This is a genomic window from Nostoc sp. ChiVER01 (assembly GCF_034531155.1).
Classification (GTDB): Bacteria; Cyanobacteriota; Cyanobacteriia; order Cyanobacteriales; family Nostocaceae; genus Nostoc.
This window is the reverse complement of sequence record NZ_JAVRBS010000023.1, coordinates 32381-54507: the sequence shown is the minus strand read 5'-3', so window position 1 is coordinate 54507 and position 22127 is coordinate 32381. Positions and strand designations below refer to the sequence as shown.

Sequence of the window (22127 nt, the reverse complement as noted above, 5' to 3'; positions counted from 1 at the left end):
GAGATAGAAGACAACTTGTCTTAATTACGAATTACGAATTACGAATTACGAATTAATATCAGAGGATTTATGACACAAACAGCCCAGCTTAGTCCATCATCTGTCTTTGTCGTGAGCGGCGGTGCAAAAGGGATTACGGCTGAGTGTACTATCAGATTAGCCCAACAGCAACCCTGCAAATTCATCCTCCTCGGTCGCTCCGAACTATTAGAAACCGAGCCAGATTATGCCCAAAATTCTGATGAATCTGCATTGAAAAAATGCATCATGGAAAATCTTCTTTCTCAAGGAGAGAAGCCCACACCCATGAATGTACAAAAAATATATAACAAAATTACCTCTAGCCGTGAAATTAAAAAGACTCTAGCAGCAATTGAAAAAACCGGAGCTAAAGTCGAATATATCAGCGTTGATGTCACAGATACACAAGCTTTACAAGAAAAACTTGCCACTGCTGTGCAACATCTTGGGCCAATTACCGGAATCATTCACGGCGCGGGAAACTTAGCTGATAAGTTAATAGAAAAGAAAACAGAAGAGGATTTTGAAAAAGTTTACACTGCCAAAGTTCAAGGTTTAGAAAACCTGCTAACTTGCGTTAACCCTAATCAACTTCAGCATTTAGTTTTGTTTTCTTCAGTAACAGGATTTTACGGAAATCCTGGACAATCTGATTATGCGATCGCAAATGAAATTCTGAACAAATCAGCCCATATATTTAAGCAAAGCTATCCCTCATGTCACGTAGTCGCTATCAACTGGGGCGCTTGGGATAGTGGGATGGTGACAGCAGAGTTAAAGAAGATTTTTCAAGAGCGAAAAATTGAAATAATTCCGATTGCAGTTGGGGCACAAATGCTCGTGAAAGAAATGGATAATACCAACCATGCAACCTCACAAGTTGTCATTGGTAGCCCACTCGTTCCACTGGCGGCGGAGTTAGATTCAGAACTACGAACCCATCGTATTCGTCGCCAAATGACATTGGAGGCTAATCCATTTTTGCACGATCATACGATTGCTGGTTCTCCAGTTTTACCAGCAACTTGTGCAATGACCTGGATTATTAATGCTTCTGAACAATTATATCCTGGTTATCGGCTGTTTAATTACCAAGATTTTAAGGTTTTGAAGGGGATTACTTTCAATGAAACATTAGCAGAGGAACATATTTTAGAAATAGAAGAAATTTCTAAAGTTAATCTTGAAAGAATCGAACTTAAAGCCAAAATCTCGAGTAAAAACCCACAAGGTAGAATTCATTTTCATTTTAGCGCTCAACTGAATCTCCAGCGAGAAATCCCAGATGTACCCACTTATGAATCTCTCAATCTCGAAGAAGATAATATTATCACCGCTACAGGAAAAGATTTTTATCAAAATGGTGGGGCTACATTATTTCATGGCCCGGCTTTTCAAGAAATCAAAAGAGTTTTAAACATCAGCCCTGAAAAAATCACAACAGAATGTCTTTGGCCAGAACTCACACCACAACAACAAGGACAATTCCCAGTCCAATGGGTAAATCCTTACACCACTGACTTGAGTATGCACGCCTTATGGGTTTGGACACAACACTTTCATCAAGAAGGTTGTTTACCTGGAAAAGTAGAAAAGTTTGAACAATTTGCGATGATACCACATAACGAAACATTTTACGTTTCGTGTGAAGTACTAGCTAAGACACCAAGTAGTGCGATCGCAAACTTCATCATACACGATCGCCAAGGAAAAATATACTCACGAATGCTCGGCGCTCATGCCATTATTTGGTCAATGAAAATGCTCAGAAGCTAATAATCTTCCTTTACCACTCAACATCCATATAGTAGTCCTAAAATCTCTGTAAAATTCTTCCTCTCTTAGCGTCCTTTGCGTCCTTTGCGGTTCGTTAAAAACAGAATTTTTCACAACTCAGATAGAATTGCTATAACTTGCCACTTCAAAGTTTGGGGAACAGCGTAAATCCTGCCTTTTAATTATCTCTTGCTAAATACCCAAACTCGGAGCATATAAATCGTGGAAAAAATAGCCATCATCGCATTATCTTGCCTATTCCCCGATGCAAAGAATCCTGAAGAATACTGGCAAAACATCGTTAATCAAAAAGATTCGACATCCTCTGCAACCGTCGAAGAAATCGGAGTAGATCCGACAATATTTCACAATCCAGTTAAAGGCACACCAGACAAAACTTATTCCCTCAAAGGCGGGTACATCCGCAACTTCCAGTTTAATCCATCTGAATACAATCTACCATCAGAATTTGTTGATAGCTTAGATAACACCTTCAAATGGTCATTGTATGCCGCTAAACAAGCAATTGAACAAAGTGGTTATTGGGGTAATCAAACTGTTCTGGCAAAATGTGGCGTAATTTTAGGTAATTTATCATTCCCAACAAAATTATCCAATCAATTATTCTCTCCAATTTACCAGCAAGCTATTAATCCTGCTGTCAGAGAACTTTTGCAGTATGAAGATTTTAATTTAGCTGTCCCAAGTGCTACCAAAGTATCTTTATACAATGCGATGATATCTGGTTTACCAGCATCTATCGTAGCTCAAGCTTTATCTCTATCTCAGATTAACTTATGTCTGGATGCTGCTTGTTCATCATCATTTTATGCGATTAAACTAGCATCTCATTACTTATGGTCACACAAAGCTGATGTAATGTTAGCTGGAGCCATCAGTTGTGCAGATTCCTTATTCGTGCGGATGTTATTTTCTGGTGTTCAAGGGTATGCAGAAAACGGCATTAGCCGTCCGTTAGATAAGTCCTCTAGAGGATTAATCCCCGCCGATGGTGTTGGGATGGTGATGCTGAAAAGATATTCTGATGCCGTTAGAGATGGCGACAATATTCTCGCTACTATCTGCGGTAATGGACTCTCAAATGATGGTAAAGGTAAACATTTACTCAGTCCAAATCCTAAAGGACAAGTTCTAGCTTTTGAACGAGCCTATAACGAGGCAAAAGTTAGTCCCAAAACCATCGATTATCTAGAGTGTCACGCCACCGGCACATTACTAGGAGATACAACCGAATTCAACTCCATAGAAACATTCTTTGGTCAAAATCAAGCTGCGCCTCTGGTAGGTTCTGCTAAGGCAAATACTGGTCACTTGCTAACTGCTGCTGGCATGGTTGGCTTGACTAAAGTGATTTTGAGTATGTCTCATGGGGTAATTCCACCAACCATGAATGTTTCGGAACCTTTAACATCAGAAAATGGTACAATTTCCGCCGACAAAATTGTTAGAACAGCTACGGCATGGTCTAATAATAATGCACCAATAAAACGAGCGGCTATAAGTGCTTTTGGTTTTGGCGGCACTAATTCTCATTTGATTTTAGAACAAGGAAATACAGCAGAATCAGTTGAATCAACTCCGCCTGTTCCACCTACCAAAGTTGCCATTGTCGGCATGGATGCCTTTTTTGGTAACTGCAATGGTTTAGATGCTTTTGAACGCAGCATTTATGATGGAATACAACATTTTACTTCCCTACCGCCTCAAAGATGGCATGGTATAGAAAATCAAGAAAGTGTTCTGAAAGAGTACGGTTTACCAGATGGAAAAGCACCATTAGGGGCATATATCAAAGATTTTGAAATCGATACTTTATCGTGCAAAATTCCACCGAATGAGATAGAGAAGTTAAACCCACAACAATTGTTGCTTTTGAAAGTTAGCGATCGCGCCGTCAAAGATGCGAAACTACAGGAGGGTGGCAATGTGGCTGTGATTGTCGCCGCCGAGACAGAATTCTCTGTGCATCAGCTACAGCAAAGATGGAATCTATCTTGGCAAGTTAAAGACGGCTTACTCAACCAAGGAATTTCTCTACCTGCCCAACAGCTCTCCCAACTGGAAACCATTGTCAAAGATAGCATTCACCAACCAGTAGAAATCGGCGAATATGTCAGTCACATCGCCAACATCATGGCAAGCCGGATTTCGGCTTTGTGGAATTTCACTGGCCCTGCATTCACCGTCAGCGCTGGCGAAAATTCTGCCCTCAAAGCGTTGGAAGTTGCCCAAATGCTACTCGCTACAGGAGAAGTAGACGCGGTGGTTGTTGGTGCGGTAGATTTAGCCGGTGGTGTAGAAAATGTCTTATTCCGCAGCCAATTTGCCCCAATTAATACAGGTATCAATACCTTGGGTTATGACCAACAAGCAAATGGCTGGACGGTTGGCGAAGGTGCGGGTGCTGTCGTCCTCAAGCGCTACGAAGCTGCTAAGGAAGACAACGAACGCATCTATGCAGTAATTGATGCTATGAGTTTCGCACAAGGTAATTCTACTTTGAGTGATGCTTTGGTAAAACCTGATGCTTCAGCTATCAGCAATGTCTGCAAACAAGCTTTCGAGATGGCAGAGATTCAACCTACAGAAGTTAACTATGTGGAAGTCTTTGGTAGTGGCGTTCCCCAGGAGGATGAAGCGGAAATCACAGGTTTACTCCAAGCTTACCCGAAAGTGGGCAATGGTTTACATTGTGCATTAGGTAGCGTCAAAGCAAATATCGGCCACACCTATACAGCATCGGGAATTGCTAGCTTAATCAAAACCGCTCTCTGTCTTTATTACAGGTATATTCCCGCCACCCCCAAATGGTCTGGTGTCAAAACACCGCAAGTATGGGAAGGTAGCCCCTTCTATGTGGCGATGGAATCAAGACCTTGGTTTGTCGATAAAGGCGGCACACGCAGAATAGCAGCAATTAATAGCATGGGTATAGATGGCAGTTATGCCCATTTAATCTTATCGGAAGAACCCAGCCAAGAGGAGCGCGACAACAGATATTTGCAACAAATGCCTTTTCATCTGTTCCCTATCGCAGTTAGCGATCGCTCCACTATACCCGATATCTTAAACCATCTCCAAAAATCCATCGAAGCTAGTTCTTCTTTATCAGCTACCGCCAGCCAAACATTCACTACCTTTCAACAGCAATCTGCTCCAAAATACGTCTTATCAATCGCAGGACGTAACACAAAAGAACTACTCAAAGAAATTGAATCTGCCCGCAAAGGTGTAAATAACGCCTTTGAAAATGGCACAGATTGGCAAACACCAATAGGAAGTTATTTCACAGCAAAACCATTGGGTAAAACTGGAGCAGTTGCTTATGTTTATCCCGCAGCAGTTAATTCTTATATCGGCATTGGTCGTACCGTTTTCCGGTTATTTCCGAAAGTCTTTGAGGATTTAAAAAGTAACAATCTCTACAATCGAGCTGCCGATGTTGAAAAATTGGTTTATCCCAGAAGCTTGCCTAAATTGACAACCAGGCAATTAGAAACTCTCGAAAAGCAATTGTTAGATGATTCACTAGCAATGTTTGAAAGTGAAATCGCTTTTGCTAGATACATGACAGCAATTTTTCGAGATGATTTTCAAGTCAAGCCGCAATGCGTTTTTGGGTATAGCTTGGGTGAAACTAGCATGATGGTTGCCCAAGGGGTTTGGAGTGATTTTGAAGGTGGAAGTAACACTTTAAACTCATCACCTTTATTTGGTGATAAGCTATCTGGGCCGAAAAATGCTGTGCGTGAATATTGGGGATTAACAGATTCACCAAACAACAATTTTTGGAATACTTATGTTCTCATGGCTACTCCATCTCAAGTTAGAGAATGCCTGAAACATGAAAATCACGTCTACTTAACTCAAATCAACACACCAGAAGAAGTATTAATTGCTGGTGACGATGCAGCCTGCAAGCGAGTGATTGCAACTTTAGGTTGTAATTCTTTTCCCGCTCCCTTCGACCATGTGATACATTGTGAGGCGATGCGATCGCAGTTCGAGGAAATCAAGAAGGTAAACAGCTTACCATCACAAAATCTTCCTGGGATTGTGTTTTATTCTGCCGCCGATTATCAACCAGTTGCACTCGAAAGAGATGTGATCGCGCATAACATCGCTAAAGGATTGTGCCAAGAGCTTGATTTTCCCCGATTGGTAAATCGTGTCCACGATGATGGTGTGAAAATATTTCTAGAAGCAGGCGCAGGTAGTGTTTGTTCACGATGGATTGATAAAATTCTTGGCAACAAAGAACACATTACAGTCTCTCTAAATCGTAGAGGGATGGATGACCATGCTTCGATGGTCAAAGCATTAGCAAAACTACTCAGTCATCAGGTGAACGTAGATTTATCACCACTGTATAGCAAAGCCCAAGACACTGCTAATTCAAGTAAAGCAACATTGAGAACAGTTACCTTGGGTGGGAAAGCGATCGCTGCTACAATTTTGAGCGAAGAAAATCGTAAACTTGTTGAAAATTTGGTTGAGGATATTAAGTGCGAACGCTTCAAAATACAGCATCCAGATATACCTAATGTCCAACAATCTGAAATCACAGATTTTCTTAACACTTCCAACCATATAACCCAAGAAGAAAGTCATTCTTCTAACATCTTGCCTCTGTCAGAAGAAGTAAAACCGAAAAATATCATTGATAACGTTTTTGAACCGAAAGAACAATTACAATCTTCTGAGTCAAGCGCAATTAGACAGCCAATTTCTCTTTCCTCCCCACCCGTCAGAACTCAAAAAATTAGTAGCATCATCAGCATGTTCGATTTAAATAAGACCCAGTATCAAAAGCTCAATGCTAATAATTCAAAGATAACTAAAGCACACACAGCCTTCTTACAAGCTAGACAAGATTACAGTCAGCAAATGAGCGAAATCATTCAATTGCAACTAGCTTGTGCCCAAAACTTGCTTAACGACGAATCTTAATATTTCATACCAATTCTCTTTCAACTTGCACCGACTGATTCTTAACTCATCTCTTCCTTGGCGTCCTTAGCGTCTTGGCGGTTCGTTTAAAAATTATTACGTGCATCTTCGGAGAGAATTGATATGAAAATCTAGACTTCTATAGCAATCCTATCTAAATTTTGAAAATTGACGAACCGCCAAGACGCCAAGAGCGCCAAGAAAATAGGATTGCTATATAAAAAGTCTACATCCTTCACTTTTATCATCCATTGCTTGTAATCCGAGGGATAACTACCGTGACAACCGTAGATACGGTACTAAGTAAACACGATAATGGCCTTAACTTCTCCACCTGGTCTTATAACAAAAACCAAGTTTGGAAAGGTTCTTTAGAAACTGTATCTTTTGAGAAACAAACCATCAAAGATAAATTGATGGTATTAAATAAACCCTGCTACATCGTAAAAGTTGCTGGAAAAATCGGTGTCACTAATGAGGGTTATTTATCCCCTGGTGATAATGGCACAACAGCACAAGTAGAACTGCTAACATTTGCAGCCCCAATCCGCATTCAACAATTTGGAGATCCCAATTTTCTCTCCTCTCATGGAGTGAAATATGCCTACGTTACCGGCGCAATGGCTGGCGGAATTGCTTCCGAAGAAATGGTCATTGCACTCGGAAAAGAGCAAATTTTGAGTTCCTTTGGTGCAGGTGGTTTAACTCCAGAACGTTTGGAAGCAGCCATAAATCGCATTCAACAAGCCTTACCTCAAGGGCCTTATGCATTTAATTTAATTCACAGTCCCAATGAACCAGCGATTGAACGCCGGGCTGTGGATTTATACCTCAAATATCAAGTAAGAACAGTAGAAGCCTCTGCATTTCTGGACTTAACCCCCAACATTGTTTATTACCGTCTGGCTGGATTGGCATTAAATAACGCCAATCAAATTGAAATCAAAAATAAAATCATTGCCAAAATTTCTCGCCGAGAAGTCGCGACTAAATTTCTGCAACCAGCACCAGCGAGAATAATCAAAGAACTTCTTGAACAAGGGTTAATTACTGAGTTACAAGCAACCCTTGCAGCCAAAGTTCCAATGGCTGATGATATTACCGTCGAGGCTGATTCTGGAGGTCATACAGATAATCGTCCCCTGGTTTGTGTGTTACCTTCTATTATTGCCTTACGAGATGAAATTCAAGCACAATATCATTATCAAACACCTATTAGAATTGGTGTAGCAGGGGGAATTGGGACACCACAATCAGCATTAGCAGCCTTTATGATGGGTGCTGCTTATATAATGACTGGTTCCATTAATCAATCATGCGTTGAATCTGGGGCTTGTGAACATACCAAAAAATTACTAGCCCAAGCAGAAATGGCTGATATGATTATGGCCCCAGCAGCAGATATGTTTGAAATGGGAGTCAAATTGCAAGTTCTCAAACGGGGTACAATGTTCCCCATGCGAGCGCAGAAATTATTTGAACTCTATCGCGCTTATGATTCCATTGAAGAGATTCCTTTGGCAGAAAGAGAGAAATTAGAAAAACAAGTTTTTCGCAAAACTATTGCTGAAGTATGGGAAGGAACTGCGGCTTATCTGTCCCAAAAGAATCCTGAGAAACTTGGAAAAGCAGTTAATAATCCTAAACTGAAAATGGCGTTGATTTTCCGTTGGTATCTAGGATTATCTTCTCGCTGGTCTAGTTCTGGTGAAAAAGGTAGAGAAGTCGATTATCAAATTTGGTGTGGCCCGGCAATGGGCGGTTTCAATGACTGGGTACGTGGTTCTTATCTATCTGAACCAAATAATCGTCGGGTAGTTGATGTAGCTAATCAAATTATGACTGGTGCAGCCTTTTTGTATCGTGTCCAAAATTTGAAAATTCAAGGGCTGCAAGCTTCCAATTATTACAGTCAGTATCACCCTGTTCGTTCTACATCATTGTTGGAGATTTAAAAATGACTATAAAACAGTCTTTCACCGCAGACGATATTCAAATATTTTTGGTATCTAACTTAGCTAAGTTGCTAGGAGTTGCAACTAATGAAATAGATGTAAAAGAACATTTAGAAAACTATGGGTTGGATTCAGCCCAAGCAATGATTCTAGTAAGCAACTTAGAAAAATTGCTCGGATTTCAACCATCTCCATTGCTCTTGTGGCATTACCCAAATATTGAAGCTCTTTCACAGCGTTTAGCTGAAGAAGTACAAGAAGGTTCACCAGCTCAAGATACAAAGGTAGCATCCTCTAATGCCAACGCTGCACCCTCTGTTCTAGATTTAGGTGCTGAGGCTGTTCTTGACCCTACTATTAATCCTGGTGCTGCATCTAATGTCCTTGTGGGTGAACCCAAGAATATCTTTTTAACTGGAGGAACTGGCTTTTTAGGAGCTTTCCTTATCCGGGAATTGCTACAGGAAACCAATGCGGATATTTATTGCTTAGTGCGTGCTGCTAATGCCGAAGAAGGCAAAAGCAAACTCCAAAATAATCTGCAACAGTATGCAATTTGGCATGAAGAATTTAATTCCAGAATTGTTCCGATTGTCGGCGATTTATCTTTACCATTGTTAGGTGTTGGTTCGGAACAGTTTCAAATTTTAGCTGCCAATATTGATATTATTTATCATAGTGGTGCTTTATTGAATTATGTTTTTCCCTACTCAGCATTGAAAGCAGCCAATGTTTTAGGCACTCAAGAAGTTTTGAGGCTGGCTTGCCAAATTAAAGTTAAGCCTGTACATTACGTTTCTAGTGTTGCTGTTTTTGAATCGACCGCTTATGCTGGCAAGGTTGTAAAAGAACAAGATGAATTCAATCATTGGGAAGGTATTTATCTTGGTTACTCACAAACTAAATGGGTAGCTGAAAAGTTAGTCAAAATTGCTCGTGACCGCGGCCTGCCTGTAACTATCCACAGACCACCATTGATTTCTGGTGATAGCAAAACAGGCATTTGTAACACACATGACTTTATTAACCTGATGACCAAAGGCTGTCTACAAATGGGATATTTTCCTGATGTAGATTATATGTTGGATATGTCTCCTGTAGACTATGTAAGTAAAGCCATTGTTTATCTATCACGCCAAAAAGAATCCATAGGTAAGGCTTTTAATTTACAACATCCCCAACCCGCCGCTTTGAAAATGCTAGTTGAGTGGATACGCTCATTTGGTTATTCAGTTGAGATGATTCCTTACGAAAAATGGCAATCAGAGTTAATCAATAATGTAACTTCTGCTGACAATCCTTTGTACACTCTGCGACCCTTTTTACTGGAACGCTGGTCTGATGAACAACTGACTATTCCTGATTTGTACTTACAAGCTAGAAGACCACACATTAGCTGTCAAGATACTCTTCATGCATTAGCAGGTAGTTCTATTAGTTGTCCGCCAATTGATTCTCAATTGTTTATGACTTACACCGCCTACTTGATTCAAACCGGTTTTTTAAATATCGCTTAGTAATTCGCAAATTGCGTAGGATGTGTTATGAGCGTAATGCACCGTCTCAAAAATATCCGAGACGGTGCGTTACGGAAGCTGTAACACAACGCCAGTTGCTACAACGGAGGGAACCTCCGCAACGCACTGGCTCCCCTACAAAATAATTTTATTTAGTCCATGTTTTTTAAAACTCAGTACTACTGAATAGCCAATATTTCAGATGCCAGCAACAACTCATACACTAACAGCGGCAATAGAATTGCCCTGTTTTTTTATGCTCAATCATGTAAATTTTTAGGATTCACCCTTTGACAGAAGTAATTGAGGATAGAATGGTTAGTGTTGGGCATAAAAGTTTGATTTTTCCTGCTGACTGCTGTGATTAATCAAAAGCCAGCGCTAGCAGTTTGAAATAACCGAACTTTTTTAATGCTCTACTTATTCGATGTATAAGTCCTAAATTTACGTTTGGATTGCTACATCTATCCAACCCATCACACAAGCATTTGAAAAGGTAATAACTCAAGACATTTCTTGTTGGTTGAGATATTACGCGTACTTAATTGTAGAACGAGAACCACTGTAAATGCAACGCAGCTTCATCAAGTTGAATTCACCAATATTCTTTCATGAACACAACACATAAAACTCAGAGCAAAAAAACTGCTCTTATTACTGGAGCAGCCAATGGTATTGGCTACGAATTAGCATGTATTTTTGCTGCTCATGATTACAATCTGGTCTTAGTAGACAGAAACGGGTTAAAGCTTGTAGAAATTGCAGCTAATTTCCAAGAAGAATTCGGAAATTTTGCCAAAACTATTGTCAAGGATTTATCTATATCAACAGCTCCTGAAGAAATCTTCACGGAATTGCAACTCGCCGATATTTATGTTGATGTGCTAGTCAATAATGCTGGATTTGGTATCTATGGATTATTTCACCAAACAGACCTGGCTACTGAATTAGAAATGTTACAGGTAAATTTGGTGTGCCTTACCCATTTAACCAAGCTATTTGTGAAGCACATGGTAAAGCAAGGTGAAGGTAAAATACTAAATGTTGCCTCAGCTGCTGCTTTTCAACCAGGGCCTTTGATGGCTGTTTATTTTGCTACTAAAGCTTATATCTTATCTTTTTCTGAAGCGATCGCTAATGAATTAGAAGGTACAGGTGTCACTGTAACAGTTCTTTGCCCAGGCTCAACCGCATCCGCCTTTCATGAAAGAACCGGAATGGCTGACTCTAAGTTGCTCAAGGGTAAGAGGATGATGGATGCACAAACAGTAGCCGAAATTGGTTTTCGCGCCTTAATGAAGGGCAAAACTATTGCAATTCCTGGGTTTATGAATAAACTACTTGCAAAAAGCGTCAGATTTGTACCTAGAAAACTGGTAACAAAAATTGTGCGAAATATGCAGGAAGATAAGTAGGGCATGGGGCATTGGGCATTGGGGAAGAAGAACTAATGACTAATAAGCTAATCGTCATTCATTTTTCCAGACTGACTCGCTCGTGGTAAGGGCTTCAACCCTGGATTTATGCAACTTAAATGCTCATTAGCTTAACTAGGATTAATATTGCCAACACTTCAAATCCCAGCCTAAATTCGCTACTGCAACAGCAGCAACATAATTGTTAGCGGGTACTAGTTCAAAAAGACTCCAGTCTTCAGTTATCCGTAACTTGGCTGGTTCTGTAGGAGTTAAGGATACTTCAATTTGCTCTAAGTGGGATAGTCCGTCTCCAGTTGCTTTTAAATAAGCTTCCTTACAAGTCCAGTAACGGAAAAATACCTCTTGCTGTTGGTTTTGAGATAGCGATCGCAACATCTCATATTCTCTCGGTAAAAAGAACCGTTTGGCAAGGGCTTCTAGATCAGACATCGGGCGAATATATTCTAGGTCTACACCAATTTCTCTAGTACAATTCACCGCACACAAACCCAACCCTTGGGAATGAGACAAGTTAAACGCCAGTCCACTATCGGCAAATGTATCTGCTAATACTGGTTTGCCACGCTGTTGATAATTAAACTGTACTTGTCGGGGCTGGATATCCAAATAGCGACCTAATATAGTTCGGAGAATACCACGACCAGCAATGAAACGCTGCCGATGTTCCTGAAAATAGAACCGTTCAGCACGAGCCATTTCGTCACTGGAAAGAGTCGCTGCTAAATTTTGCAGCTGTGCTTCTGGTTGCTCAAGGTCTATACGCCAGACATGAATCTCATCCAGTTGCAAAGTTAAATCTGTCGGTGCAGTTAGCCAAATATCATTAGAAGCGGTCATTGAGTCAAAAAATCAAGGGAGTTGTACTCTAGTACTTTGTTTAATTACGACGATTATCAATGGATCTAGTTTGACGCTTTAGCGCTACTATACAATGCGCCAGACCAACGCGGTAAGCGTAGCCATGCCGTCAGGCTTATCGCTTCGCCGATTCAACGCAGTGTCACAGCTTTTTAAGCTATGATTTTGCAGCGTTGCAGTTAACTGCGCTCGACTATCACGTCCTTGTTATCTTAAATCTTTTCATCAAACTTTAATAAATTTGCAAAACAGAAAGTACTCATATTTCGGCAAAATTTAAATCCGCTTAAAGATATATTTGTACAAAAATGTGTTGTAAATAGTTCTATTAAGAACAATCATCTCTCAACTTATAGCCGCAATTAATAGTCAAAAAATACTTAAAAAACAAATATAAAACGCAATGCTTCACACGCCTAAGACGGGTAATCACTTTCACTGTTTATACAACTGCGCCTGTTTTTATAAAGTCTACCAAAAGAGTTATTAGATATTAAGTATAGCTGTAAACATCACTACTTAATACTGAGTTAAAGTAGCTGTGATTACTTTTACTGACTAATATTTTAATTTATTGCCCTACATATACGTGGCCTGTTTATTACTGTAGGTGTACTATCTTTAACTCAAAGTTAAATCTCCTGAAAGAGAATGCATTAAAACCCTTGACAGAGAATAAGAAATTTTCTTTTAGCTACAACATTAGCTATCACAGTATTACTCCAAGGAATTACGAGAAATGTCTGCAAGTGTTTTACCAGTACCTAAGCTTTGTAAAGGTCAAAGAGTAAGGTTTATCGGTGGGGAAGGCATCATCAAAAATTACCGCTTTGAGTCACGTTGCTGGGAATATTTGGTGGAGATGCCTATGGGGCCAGAGCCAGAAATGGGTCGAGTTGGTTATGAAACCATGATTTGGCTATCTGAAGTAGATATTTGTTCACTGGTAAATCATTTTTCTAGCAAAATGTTAAATCTGGAACAAAAACATTTTGCCAAAGCTTGTTAAAAACTTATTATAACTACTTTTTTCTATAACATAGCGAGGATGAATGATTATTAATTTGGGGTACCTTGCCTTCTTTGTGCTGCTAGTGGCAGCGTTACTATTATCAATTAAGGAAATGAGCGTTGCTTTGGATGAAGTAGATGTTGAGCGCTTTACTCTTTGGACAGGGGTTGCTTCTGTCATTGCTGGTTTACCAATAATATTGTGGTAGCTTCTTAGTCAATACCATCCTCTATATTGCAATAGTTTATTTAGGACAATTAGTAAAAACAAGCTAATCTGTTCTATTTTTTAGACTTTCAAACAATACGACTCCATCCGTGGAGTATCCTAGCTGCTAGAATATTTTCTTGTCTATTACCCGATTCGCTTTTCTTCCAGCCATTGTAAAACCCGATTCCATGCCCACCAAGGATCAGAATCTTGTACTTGACGTTGGCATTCTTTGCTGCTCAAATAGCCAACATGACCGCCATACTGAGTGAGTAATAAATCTATTGCGGGATTGCGATCGCAGGCTTCTTTCAATTCCGGTATGATACTTGGGTCAAAAAGTGGGTCATCAGCAGCATATAGAATCAAAGTCGGTTTCGAGATTTGCGGCAATATTTGTAAAGCACTACTAGCTTGGTAATATGCCTCTACAGAAGAAAAACCTAGCCGCTTAATTACCAGTTCATTATCAAAACCCCAAATACTGTTCGCCCGTTCAATCGCTGCTGAGTCAAGGCTTCCAGGATGAGCATCATGTATCCGCCATGCCAGTTTTTTTAAATTTTGGGCAATTCCCGCTTCCAAATATCTGCCGAAGGGCTTTGTAACTAGATAAGATAGCGATCGCTCCGAATCCAAACTCGGACATATCACCATACCACCGCCAATATCGCTATCTTCTAATCCTAAATCTTCATCCTCCCTTATCACCTCACCAGCAACCTTCACCGCCCATAATGCCAATTGTCCTCCTAAAGAATATCCTGTAAACCAAAATTTCCCAGGACATCCCATTGCCTTAGCAGCAGCAGCGATGCGAACAAAATCTTCGCCCTCATACAAACCATCAGAAGTTAGAGTTGGGGACAATTCGGCTGTTTTGCCGTGGGCCCGCCAATCAAATAACACTACAGCGTAGCCTTGAGCGTAAGCTTTACGTCCTAGCACCCTCAGATACCATTCCGTCTCTAACTCTCCAGTAATGCCATAAGTACCGATAATCGTGCTATGAGCATTTTCCGGGATGGCAACTAAGCCAAAAATTGGCACACCTTGGCCACCAACAAAGATTTTCTCGTGATAAGACGGTTCTGGTAATAAAGTAGTACTTTGCCAGTGACGTTTTCCCCACAAAGCAGTGTATACAGTCATTATTAGACCGTTTTGTAAAAACCAAGACGGATTGTAGGGCGGAGTATAACACATCATAGAATATAAGATTTCGTGTAATTGAGTCTTGATTTCACAGTCATTTAATCTTAATATTTATGTAAGATTTAAAAACTTTTTTAGAATCGTTTCAAAAATCTTTGTATCTATCAAAGGTTGTTAATTATCCTTAATAAGTAGTAATAATTTTAAAGAATGCCGAGGATTCTTGTCATAGACGATGACCCAGCGATTTCAGAACTAGTTGCCGTCAACTTGGAAATGGCTGGCTACGATGTTAGTCAAGCTGAAGACGGCATCAAAGGTCAAGCACTGGCTCTCCAGCTGCAACCAGACTTGATCATGCTCGATTTAATGTTGCCCAGAGTAGATGGGTTTACCGTTTGCCAACGCCTACGCCGCGACGATCGCACCTCTGAGATTCCCGTGTTAATGTTGACGGCTTTGAGCCAAACTCAGGACAAGGTGGAAGGCTTTAATGCTGGCGCAGATGACTACCTCACCAAGCCTTTTGAAGTTGAAGAACTGCTAGCGCGGGTGCGGGCACTTTTGCGGCGGACTGACCGCATTCCCCAAGCCGCCAAGCATAGTGAAATTCTCAACTATGGCTCACTCACCTTAGTTCCCGAAAGATTTGAGGCAATATGGTTCAATGAGACGGTGAAATTGACTCACTTGGAATTTGAGTTACTTCACTGCTTATTGCAACGTCACGGTCAAACAGTTTCCCCCAGCGAAATCCTCAGAGAAGTTTGGGGCTACGATCCTGATGATGACATAGAAACGATTCGAGTGCATATTCGCCACTTAAGAACCAAGCTAGAACCAGATCCCCGCCACCCCCGCTATATAAAGACAGTATATGGTGCTGGATACTGTCTTGAATTACCCGGTGTACCTCCAGCAAATGAAGGGGCTTCGGTAACAGTAGTTGAATGAAATTACGTTAAATTTCCTTAACTAAGCCATGAATTAGGCAATAACTCTCAGAAACTCTTATTTTTTACCGCTTAGTTAAGGTTATTTGTGATATTTACTGATGTGTAGAGATGTTGCAATACAACGTCTCTACAAGCGCATTCTTGAGAGTTTAAAATAAAGTGTATTTTGTCAATGAGTTAAAGTACTCAAAGTAAGTTTTGGTTATGCCTTGATTACTTGTACGAAGAAATCCAAGCTATTTTAGACGTGTCTTTAGGCTCGATAACAACCTCTCAACAAGCCTATGAACAGGATGGAATTAATGGACTGTGCTTGAATTACAAAGGTAGAAAGAGCGATCGCTACAATCACCTTGATACAAAAGCTGTGTATCACATGATAATGAAGAAAGATTAAGCAGATTCTTAAAAAACTCTCAATGAGCCAGACTAGTCTAAATTTAGTTGCAATATCTATCTTTCTGATGACCTTATCGGTACTGCTGGGGCCATTCTTGAATTTATCGCCCGCAGTACCGGCGCTTGCTACCTTCGCTATTTTGGGAATAGCTACTTTTGACAGCTTTAGCTTGCAAGGCAAGGGTGGTACTATCTTTTTAGATTGGATTGCTGGTTTTTCAAGTGAACATCGCGATCGCATCGTCCACCACGAAGCAGGGCATTTTTTGGTTGCTTACCTGTTAGGTATTCCCGTTAACGGCTACACCCTCAGCGCATGGGAAGCTTGGAAACAGGGGCAACCTGGACAAGGCGGTGTTAGCTTTGATGATGGCGAATTAGCATCTCAACTGGAAGTGGGTAAAATCAGTGCCCAAATGCTAGACCGCTACTGCACTGTTTGGATGGCGGGTATTGCTGCTGAAACCCTAGTTTTTAATAATGCTGAGGGTGGAGGCGATGATAAAAGTAAGCTGATAGGAGTCTTGACAATTTTGGGATTTTCTGAATCAGTTTATCAGCAGAAATTGCGGTTTCACACCCTGCAAGCAAAAACCCTACTGCAAGAAAATTGGTCTAATTATGAGACTTTAGTTAATGCCATGAGACAACACACTTCGGTAGAAGATTGTCATGCTCAGTTGAGAGTAAGTGGGGAGACAATTAAAAATTAAAAATTAAATAACCTTCCCAATGTCCACTTTTAAGAAGAAACAACTTTTAAATGTGGGACATGAGATAAATAGTTTGAGGCAATAACCCGATTACGTCCAGCAGTTTTAGCTTGTAGCAAGCATTGATCGGCACGATGCAACAGACTTATTCCTTGATCGTCATCCTTAGCTTGCAGATAGGCTGTACCTAGACTAATGGTGACATTAATTGTCAGTTTATTGCTGATTGAAAATGGTTCCTCGGAAACTACCCGATTAAGACGACGGGCGACAACTAGTGCTTCTTCATCGTTAGTGTTAGCCAAAAGAATCACAAATTCTTCGCCACCATAGCGAAATGCTGTGTCTTGACAGCGCAGATTGTGTCGCAGACGGTTACATAGTAGCTGCAAAATGCGATCGCCTACTAAATGCCCGTGAGTATCGTTAACTTTTTTAAAATGATCTACATCTAGAATAATCAAACTCATAGAAGTCTTTTGACTTCTAGCTTTTTTTATTTGCCTGGGTAAGTCCCATTCTAAAGCACGACGATTATTTAATTCTGTCAACGAATCGGCTAAGGCGATCGTTGATAACATATCATTTGTCCGAATCAAATCCCGGTATTTTTGTGCTTTCCGCAAGCCAACAGTTAATTGAGCAAGTATTAGTTCATGATTGGCGGTCAATTCTGCCAAGCTATGGTCTATTTTTTCATCAAGAAGATGCCAAATATAAGCATCGGCTCCTTGGTTTAGTGCCGCAGCAGTCATCTCTAATTCCCTGTGCCAACCCTTATTTCTATCAATAAGCTGCTGGGGACGATCCTCGAAGAGAATACAATATATTGAGGATAGTTTCGTCTGGTCTTTCAACCAACTGCAAAGTTCTATACTGCCATCCAGACTAGCCTGCACAAGTATGATATCGGGTGGCGTAATTTGAATGTGCATGTGCGACACTGCTTGATTAAGATTGTCTATAACTTCTACACTAAAAGCAGTCGCATAACGGATCTGATCTGGAAGTGTAGCGATAAAGTTATTTTTTCCAAAGATCAGAATAGACATATTCATTGCTTTCTTTTTTCATCCTATTTAACTTTTTGAGAAATTAATTTACTAAAACTTGCTGTTCTTATTGGCTAGTACCAAATATGATTTATTCGGTGAGTTCTAGTTGCTGATATATTGCTTTTCTGACACCGAATCTACAATATTTTTCCAACTTTCATCTCTTTTTCAGATTTTATCTTTACTACAGTTTCTAAAACCTACTCTTCTGACAACTAATGTCTTCTTTACAGAAAGCTTTTAAAACAGTAAAAATACTGAATATTTTTGAAGGATAAAAAACCTCTTTATGTAGTATCTTAAGTATTATTTCATTGATAAAATTACCAAAAACATACTTTGTTAAAAAGATCACATTAAGCAAGTAAATTTATTCCTTTGAAGAAAAAACTATAATGCACTAACCTACAAGTACAGATGGAAATTTTAGGGCTTACGCAATAACTCTCTGAAACTCTCATTCCTTTGTGTCCTTTGCGCTATCCTACGGCAAGCCGCTCTATGTCTACATTTTTCCATTATTTTGCGTAATTACTGAATTGAAGTGAAGTTCCACAATATGTTAGTAGAAAAAACAAAAGGTTTCTGTCTAGACTTTTGCAGTGTTCATTTATTTACTTAATTCACATCTTCTTTTGTTTATCACAACCTCATAAATCTAGAAAAGAAAGCTAAATAAAAGACTTTATGTTAAAACCTGCCCCGAATGTGGGTCAATTATTTCATTCCTACCCTATCTACGGGCGGAAAAATATAAAAAATTTTGTTAACGTACCCTAAGATATGAAAATCTCAACTGCTGTGAAAAGTTAGAACCTAATTAATAACCCTCAACAGCATAACCAGCAGCAACAATTACCTACTTGATTGACTCTTCAGAAGCTGCGGATTCCACTGTGACAGTTTCAGCATTAACATCCATATTCACCTTGGCTTCAAGTTCCATAAGATGGATAGATTGAGTAATTATTTCTGCACATCGCTCACAAGCAATATTTGATACTTTTAGTTTTAGTACCATTTGCTACCTTAGTATGGGGTTTTAAAGTATTTCTTAAGGATTAATCTTAAAGATAAAAATACGATGTTTACAATGGGCTACGCTTAAGCACATCCTGCCCAAGTAAAGTACAGTAGTGATTGAACAACATCATAGCCACTGTATGCATGTCATGGATTGGCATAATTCGCTGGCAGTAATATGAAACAAAATGCAAGAATATATAAAGCTATTTATGAAAATACACCTATCTACTGCCGCTACGCCCAAGTCTAAAGTCTAAAGTTAAAAATACCTATGTCTTCAAATCCTCAGTACTTAAGCGGTAACGAAATTCGCAACATATTTCTCAACTTCTTTGCCCAACGGAATCACCAAATTCTCCCAAGTGCCTCCCTCGTGCCAGAAGATCCAACCGTGCTGCTGACGATCGCGGGGATGCTACCATTTAAGCCGATATTCTTGGGGCAGCGCACACCAGAATTTAAGCGGGCTACGACTTCGCAAAAGTGTATCCGCACCAACGATATCGAAAATGTCGGACGCACCAAACGGCATCAGACGTTTTTTGAGATGCTGGGCAATTTCAGCTTTGGTGATTATTTTAAAGAACAAGCGATCGCTTGGGGTTGGGAAATCTCCACACAAGTCTTTGGCATTTCGCCGCAAAATCTCGTCGTCAGCGTTTTTAAAGATGATGATGAAGCCTTTGGAATTTGGCGCGACCAGATCGGTGTGCCGATAGCGAGAATTAAACGCTTGGGCGAAGATGATAACTTTTGGGTATCTGGGCCGACTGGCCCTTGTGGCCCTTGTTCAGAAATTTATTACGACTTCCACCCAGAACGCGGTGACGAAAATATAGATTTAGAAGACGATTCTCGGTTTATCGAGTTTTACAACCTCGTCTTCATGCAATATAACCGGGATGCCTCCGGGAATTTAACGCCACTGCAAAATAAGAACATCGACACCGGCATGGGTTTGGAGAGAATAGCGCAAATCCTCCAAAAAGTGCCCAATAACTACGAAACTGACCTGATTTTTCCAATTATTCAAACAGCAGCCGAAATTGCTGGCATTGATTACCACAAAAGTGATGAAAAAACCAAAGTTTCTCTAAAAGTGATTGGCGATCACGTTCGTTCTGTTATGCACATGATCGCTGATGAAATTCGCGCTTCCAATGTGGGACGGGGTTATGTGCTGCGGCGGTTAATTCGGCGGGTGGTGCGTCATGGGCGATTAATTGGGATTTCTGGAGAATTTACTACTCAAGTTGCCGAAAGTGCGATCGCTCTTTCTGAATCAGCTTACCCTAATGTGCGCCAACGGGAAGCAGCAATTAAAGCTGAATTGCAACGAGAAGAATCGAATTTCCTCAGAACTTTGGATAGAGGTGAAAAACTCCTAGAAGAAATCATCCAAGAGGTGAAACAGCGAGGGGAAACTCAAATTAGCGGTGAAAGCGCATTTACTCTTTATGATACCTACGGATTCCCTCTCGAACTTACTCAAGAAGTTGCCGAAGAAAATAATCTTACAGTCGATGAAGCGGGATTTGATGCCGAAATGCAAAAGCAGGTGGAACGCGCCAAAGCGGCACACGAAACCATCGACTTAACTGTGCAAGGTTCCCTCGACAAATTAGCAGAACACATCCAAGTCACCGAGTTTTTAGGCTATACCCAATCGGCGGCGACGGCAAAAGTCGAAGCGATTTTGGTAGAAGGTGTTGCCCAAGAGGAAGCAGAAGCGGGGACACAGGTGCAAATTGTCCTTGACAAAACGCCATTTTATGGTGAATCTGGGGGACAAATTGGCGATCGCGGTTATATATCTGGTGATGGTATTGTAGTTCGGGTGGAAGATGTGAAGAAAGAATCTGATTTCTTTGTTCACTTCGGACGCATCGAACGCGGTACACTGCGCGTAGGCGATAATGTTACAGCTCAAATTGATCCGGCTTGTCGCCGTCGCGCCCAAGCTAACCATACCGCAACGCACCTGTTGCAAGCAGCTTTGAAAAAAATTGTTGATGATAGCATATCTCAAGCAGGTTCCCTGGTTTCCTTTGATAGGTTGCGCTTTGACTTCAACTGTCCCCGCGCGTTGACAGCAGAGGAAGTGCAACAAATTGAAGAACAGGTGAATACTTGGATTGCCCAAGCACATGCTGCAAAAGTGGAAGTATTACCTTTAGCAGAGGCGAAAGCTAGGGGTGCTGTTGCCATGTTTGGCGAAAAATACGGCGAGGAAGTGCGCGTGATTGACTTCCCCAACGTATCAATGGAACTATGCGGCGGGACTCATGTGAGTAATACGGCTGAAATTGGCGTGTTCAAGATTATTTCTGAAGCTGGTGTGGCTTCTGGGGTGCGGCGGATTGAAGCTGTTTCGGGGCCAGCAATACTGGATTATCTCAATCTGCGAGATAAAGTAGTTAAAGATTTGAGCGATCGCTTTAAAGTTAAACCCGAAGAAGTAGCAGACAGAATCACAAGTCTGCAAAGCGAACTGAGAAATACCCAAAAGGAATTGGAAAGCTTGAAGGTACAGTTAGCGATCGCAAAATCTGACAGCTTGCTGCAAACAGCCCAAACTGTAGGCGATTCTAAAGTTATTGTCGCCCAATTAGAAGATGTTGATCCAGAATCATTGAAAACCGCAGCCGAACGCTTACTGCAAAAAATCGGTAACGGTGCAGTGGTGCTGGGTTCTGTTCCTGAAGAAGGGAAAGTTAGTATAGTTGCGGCTTTTAGTTCTGAAGTGAACAAAAAAGGTTTGCAAGCTGGTAAATTTGTAGGTGCGATCGCTAAAATCTGCGGTGGCGGTGGCGGTGGAAGACCGAACTTAGCCCAAGCAGGCGGACGCGATGCGAGTAAATTACCAGAAGCGTTGCAACAAGCCGAAAGTGAGTTAAAGTCTGCCTTGGGTTAACCATCTTCTCCTTCAACGACACAGACAGGCGTTGCTGAATTGAAGTATGAATCTAGATGTAGAGACGTAGCAGTGCTACGTCTCTACATGGATTTTGGTATTATGCAAAATCATTTTCATATATGGAATCAGCAAGCCCTACTTACATTC

14 protein-coding genes are annotated in these 22127 nt (G+C 40.7%); 10 read left to right on the top strand and 4 right to left on the bottom strand.

The window, feature by feature from the left end; genetic code table 11:
- Positions 1-69: 69 nt before the first annotated feature.
- The 5 genes from RMY00_RS25660 (at position 70) to RMY00_RS25640 (ending at position 11655) form a co-directional block, all read left to right on the top strand.
- On the top strand, positions 70-1797 hold the full coding sequence (locus RMY00_RS25660) for an SDR family NAD(P)-dependent oxidoreductase (RefSeq protein WP_322650252.1): 1728 nt from the start codon (positions 70-72) through the stop codon (positions 1795-1797).
- A gap of 222 nt (positions 1798-2019) precedes the next feature.
- The gene (locus tag RMY00_RS25655) at positions 2020-6768 is read left to right on the top strand and encodes a PfaB family protein (RefSeq protein WP_322650251.1); all 4749 of its coding nucleotides are present in this window, start codon (positions 2020-2022) and stop codon (positions 6766-6768) included.
- Positions 6769-7046: 278 nt separating this feature from the next.
- The gene (locus RMY00_RS25650; RefSeq protein WP_322650250.1) at positions 7047-8723 is read left to right on the top strand and encodes a PfaD family polyunsaturated fatty acid/polyketide biosynthesis protein; all 1677 of its coding nucleotides are present in this window, start codon (positions 7047-7049) and stop codon (positions 8721-8723) included.
- A 2-nt stretch (positions 8724-8725) separates the two neighbouring features.
- The gene (locus RMY00_RS25645; protein WP_322650249.1) at positions 8726-10240 is read left to right on the top strand and encodes a thioester reductase domain-containing protein; all 1515 of its coding nucleotides are present in this window, start codon (positions 8726-8728) and stop codon (positions 10238-10240) included.
- A gap of 611 nt (positions 10241-10851) precedes the next feature.
- Positions 10852-11655, top strand: coding sequence for an SDR family oxidoreductase (locus RMY00_RS25640; protein WP_322650248.1), 804 nt, complete (start codon positions 10852-10854; stop codon positions 11653-11655).
- A gap of 141 nt (positions 11656-11796) precedes the next feature.
- On the opposite strand, the gene hetI is transcribed toward RMY00_RS25640, so the two are convergent.
- On the bottom strand, positions 11797-12516 hold the full coding sequence (gene hetI, locus RMY00_RS25635; protein WP_322650247.1) for a 4'-phosphopantetheinyl transferase HetI: 720 nt from the start codon (positions 12514-12516) through the stop codon (positions 11797-11799).
- A 760-nt stretch (positions 12517-13276) separates the two neighbouring features.
- On the opposite strand from hetI, the gene RMY00_RS25630 reads away from it, so the two are divergent.
- Entirely contained in the window at positions 13277-13546 is a 270-nt protein-coding gene (locus RMY00_RS25630; protein WP_322650246.1) for a hypothetical protein, read from the top strand.
- Positions 13547-13903: 357 nt separating this feature from the next.
- On the opposite strand, the gene RMY00_RS25625 is transcribed toward RMY00_RS25630, so the two are convergent.
- Positions 13904-14968: a YheT family hydrolase gene (locus RMY00_RS25625; protein ID WP_322650245.1), complete on the bottom strand. Its 1065-nt coding sequence runs from the start codon at positions 14966-14968 to the stop codon at positions 13904-13906.
- Positions 14969-15124: 156 nt separating this feature from the next.
- Between RMY00_RS25625 and RMY00_RS25620 the strand changes: the two genes are divergently transcribed.
- The 3 genes from RMY00_RS25620 (at position 15125) to RMY00_RS25610 (ending at position 16982) form a co-directional block, all read left to right on the top strand.
- A complete protein-coding gene (locus tag RMY00_RS25620) occupies positions 15125-15868 on the top strand; it encodes a response regulator transcription factor (protein ID WP_118170349.1) in 744 nt (247 codons plus the stop codon).
- A gap of 219 nt (positions 15869-16087) precedes the next feature.
- Positions 16088-16267 (top strand): hypothetical protein, encoded by a 180-nt coding sequence (locus RMY00_RS25615; RefSeq protein ID WP_416212104.1) that lies wholly within the window; start codon positions 16088-16090, stop codon positions 16265-16267.
- 22 nt (positions 16268-16289) lie between these two features.
- Entirely contained in the window at positions 16290-16982 is a 693-nt protein-coding gene (locus RMY00_RS25610) for an ATP-dependent Zn protease (RefSeq protein WP_322650244.1), read from the top strand.
- A gap of 29 nt (positions 16983-17011) precedes the next feature.
- On the opposite strand, the gene RMY00_RS25605 is transcribed toward RMY00_RS25610, so the two are convergent.
- Positions 17012-18040: a diguanylate cyclase gene (locus tag RMY00_RS25605; protein ID WP_322650243.1), complete on the bottom strand. Its 1029-nt coding sequence runs from the start codon at positions 18038-18040 to the stop codon at positions 17012-17014.
- Positions 18041-18896: 856 nt separating this feature from the next.
- Positions 18897-19058: a cation transporter gene (locus RMY00_RS25600; protein WP_322650242.1), complete on the bottom strand. Its 162-nt coding sequence runs from the start codon at positions 19056-19058 to the stop codon at positions 18897-18899.
- Positions 19059-19334: 276 nt separating this feature from the next.
- Here RMY00_RS25600 and alaS point away from each other — a divergent pair, with 276 nt between their 5' ends.
- A complete protein-coding gene (alaS, locus tag RMY00_RS25595; protein ID WP_322650241.1) occupies positions 19335-21977 on the top strand; it encodes an alanine--tRNA ligase in 2643 nt (880 codons plus the stop codon).
- The last annotated feature ends 150 nt before the right edge of the window (positions 21978-22127 follow it).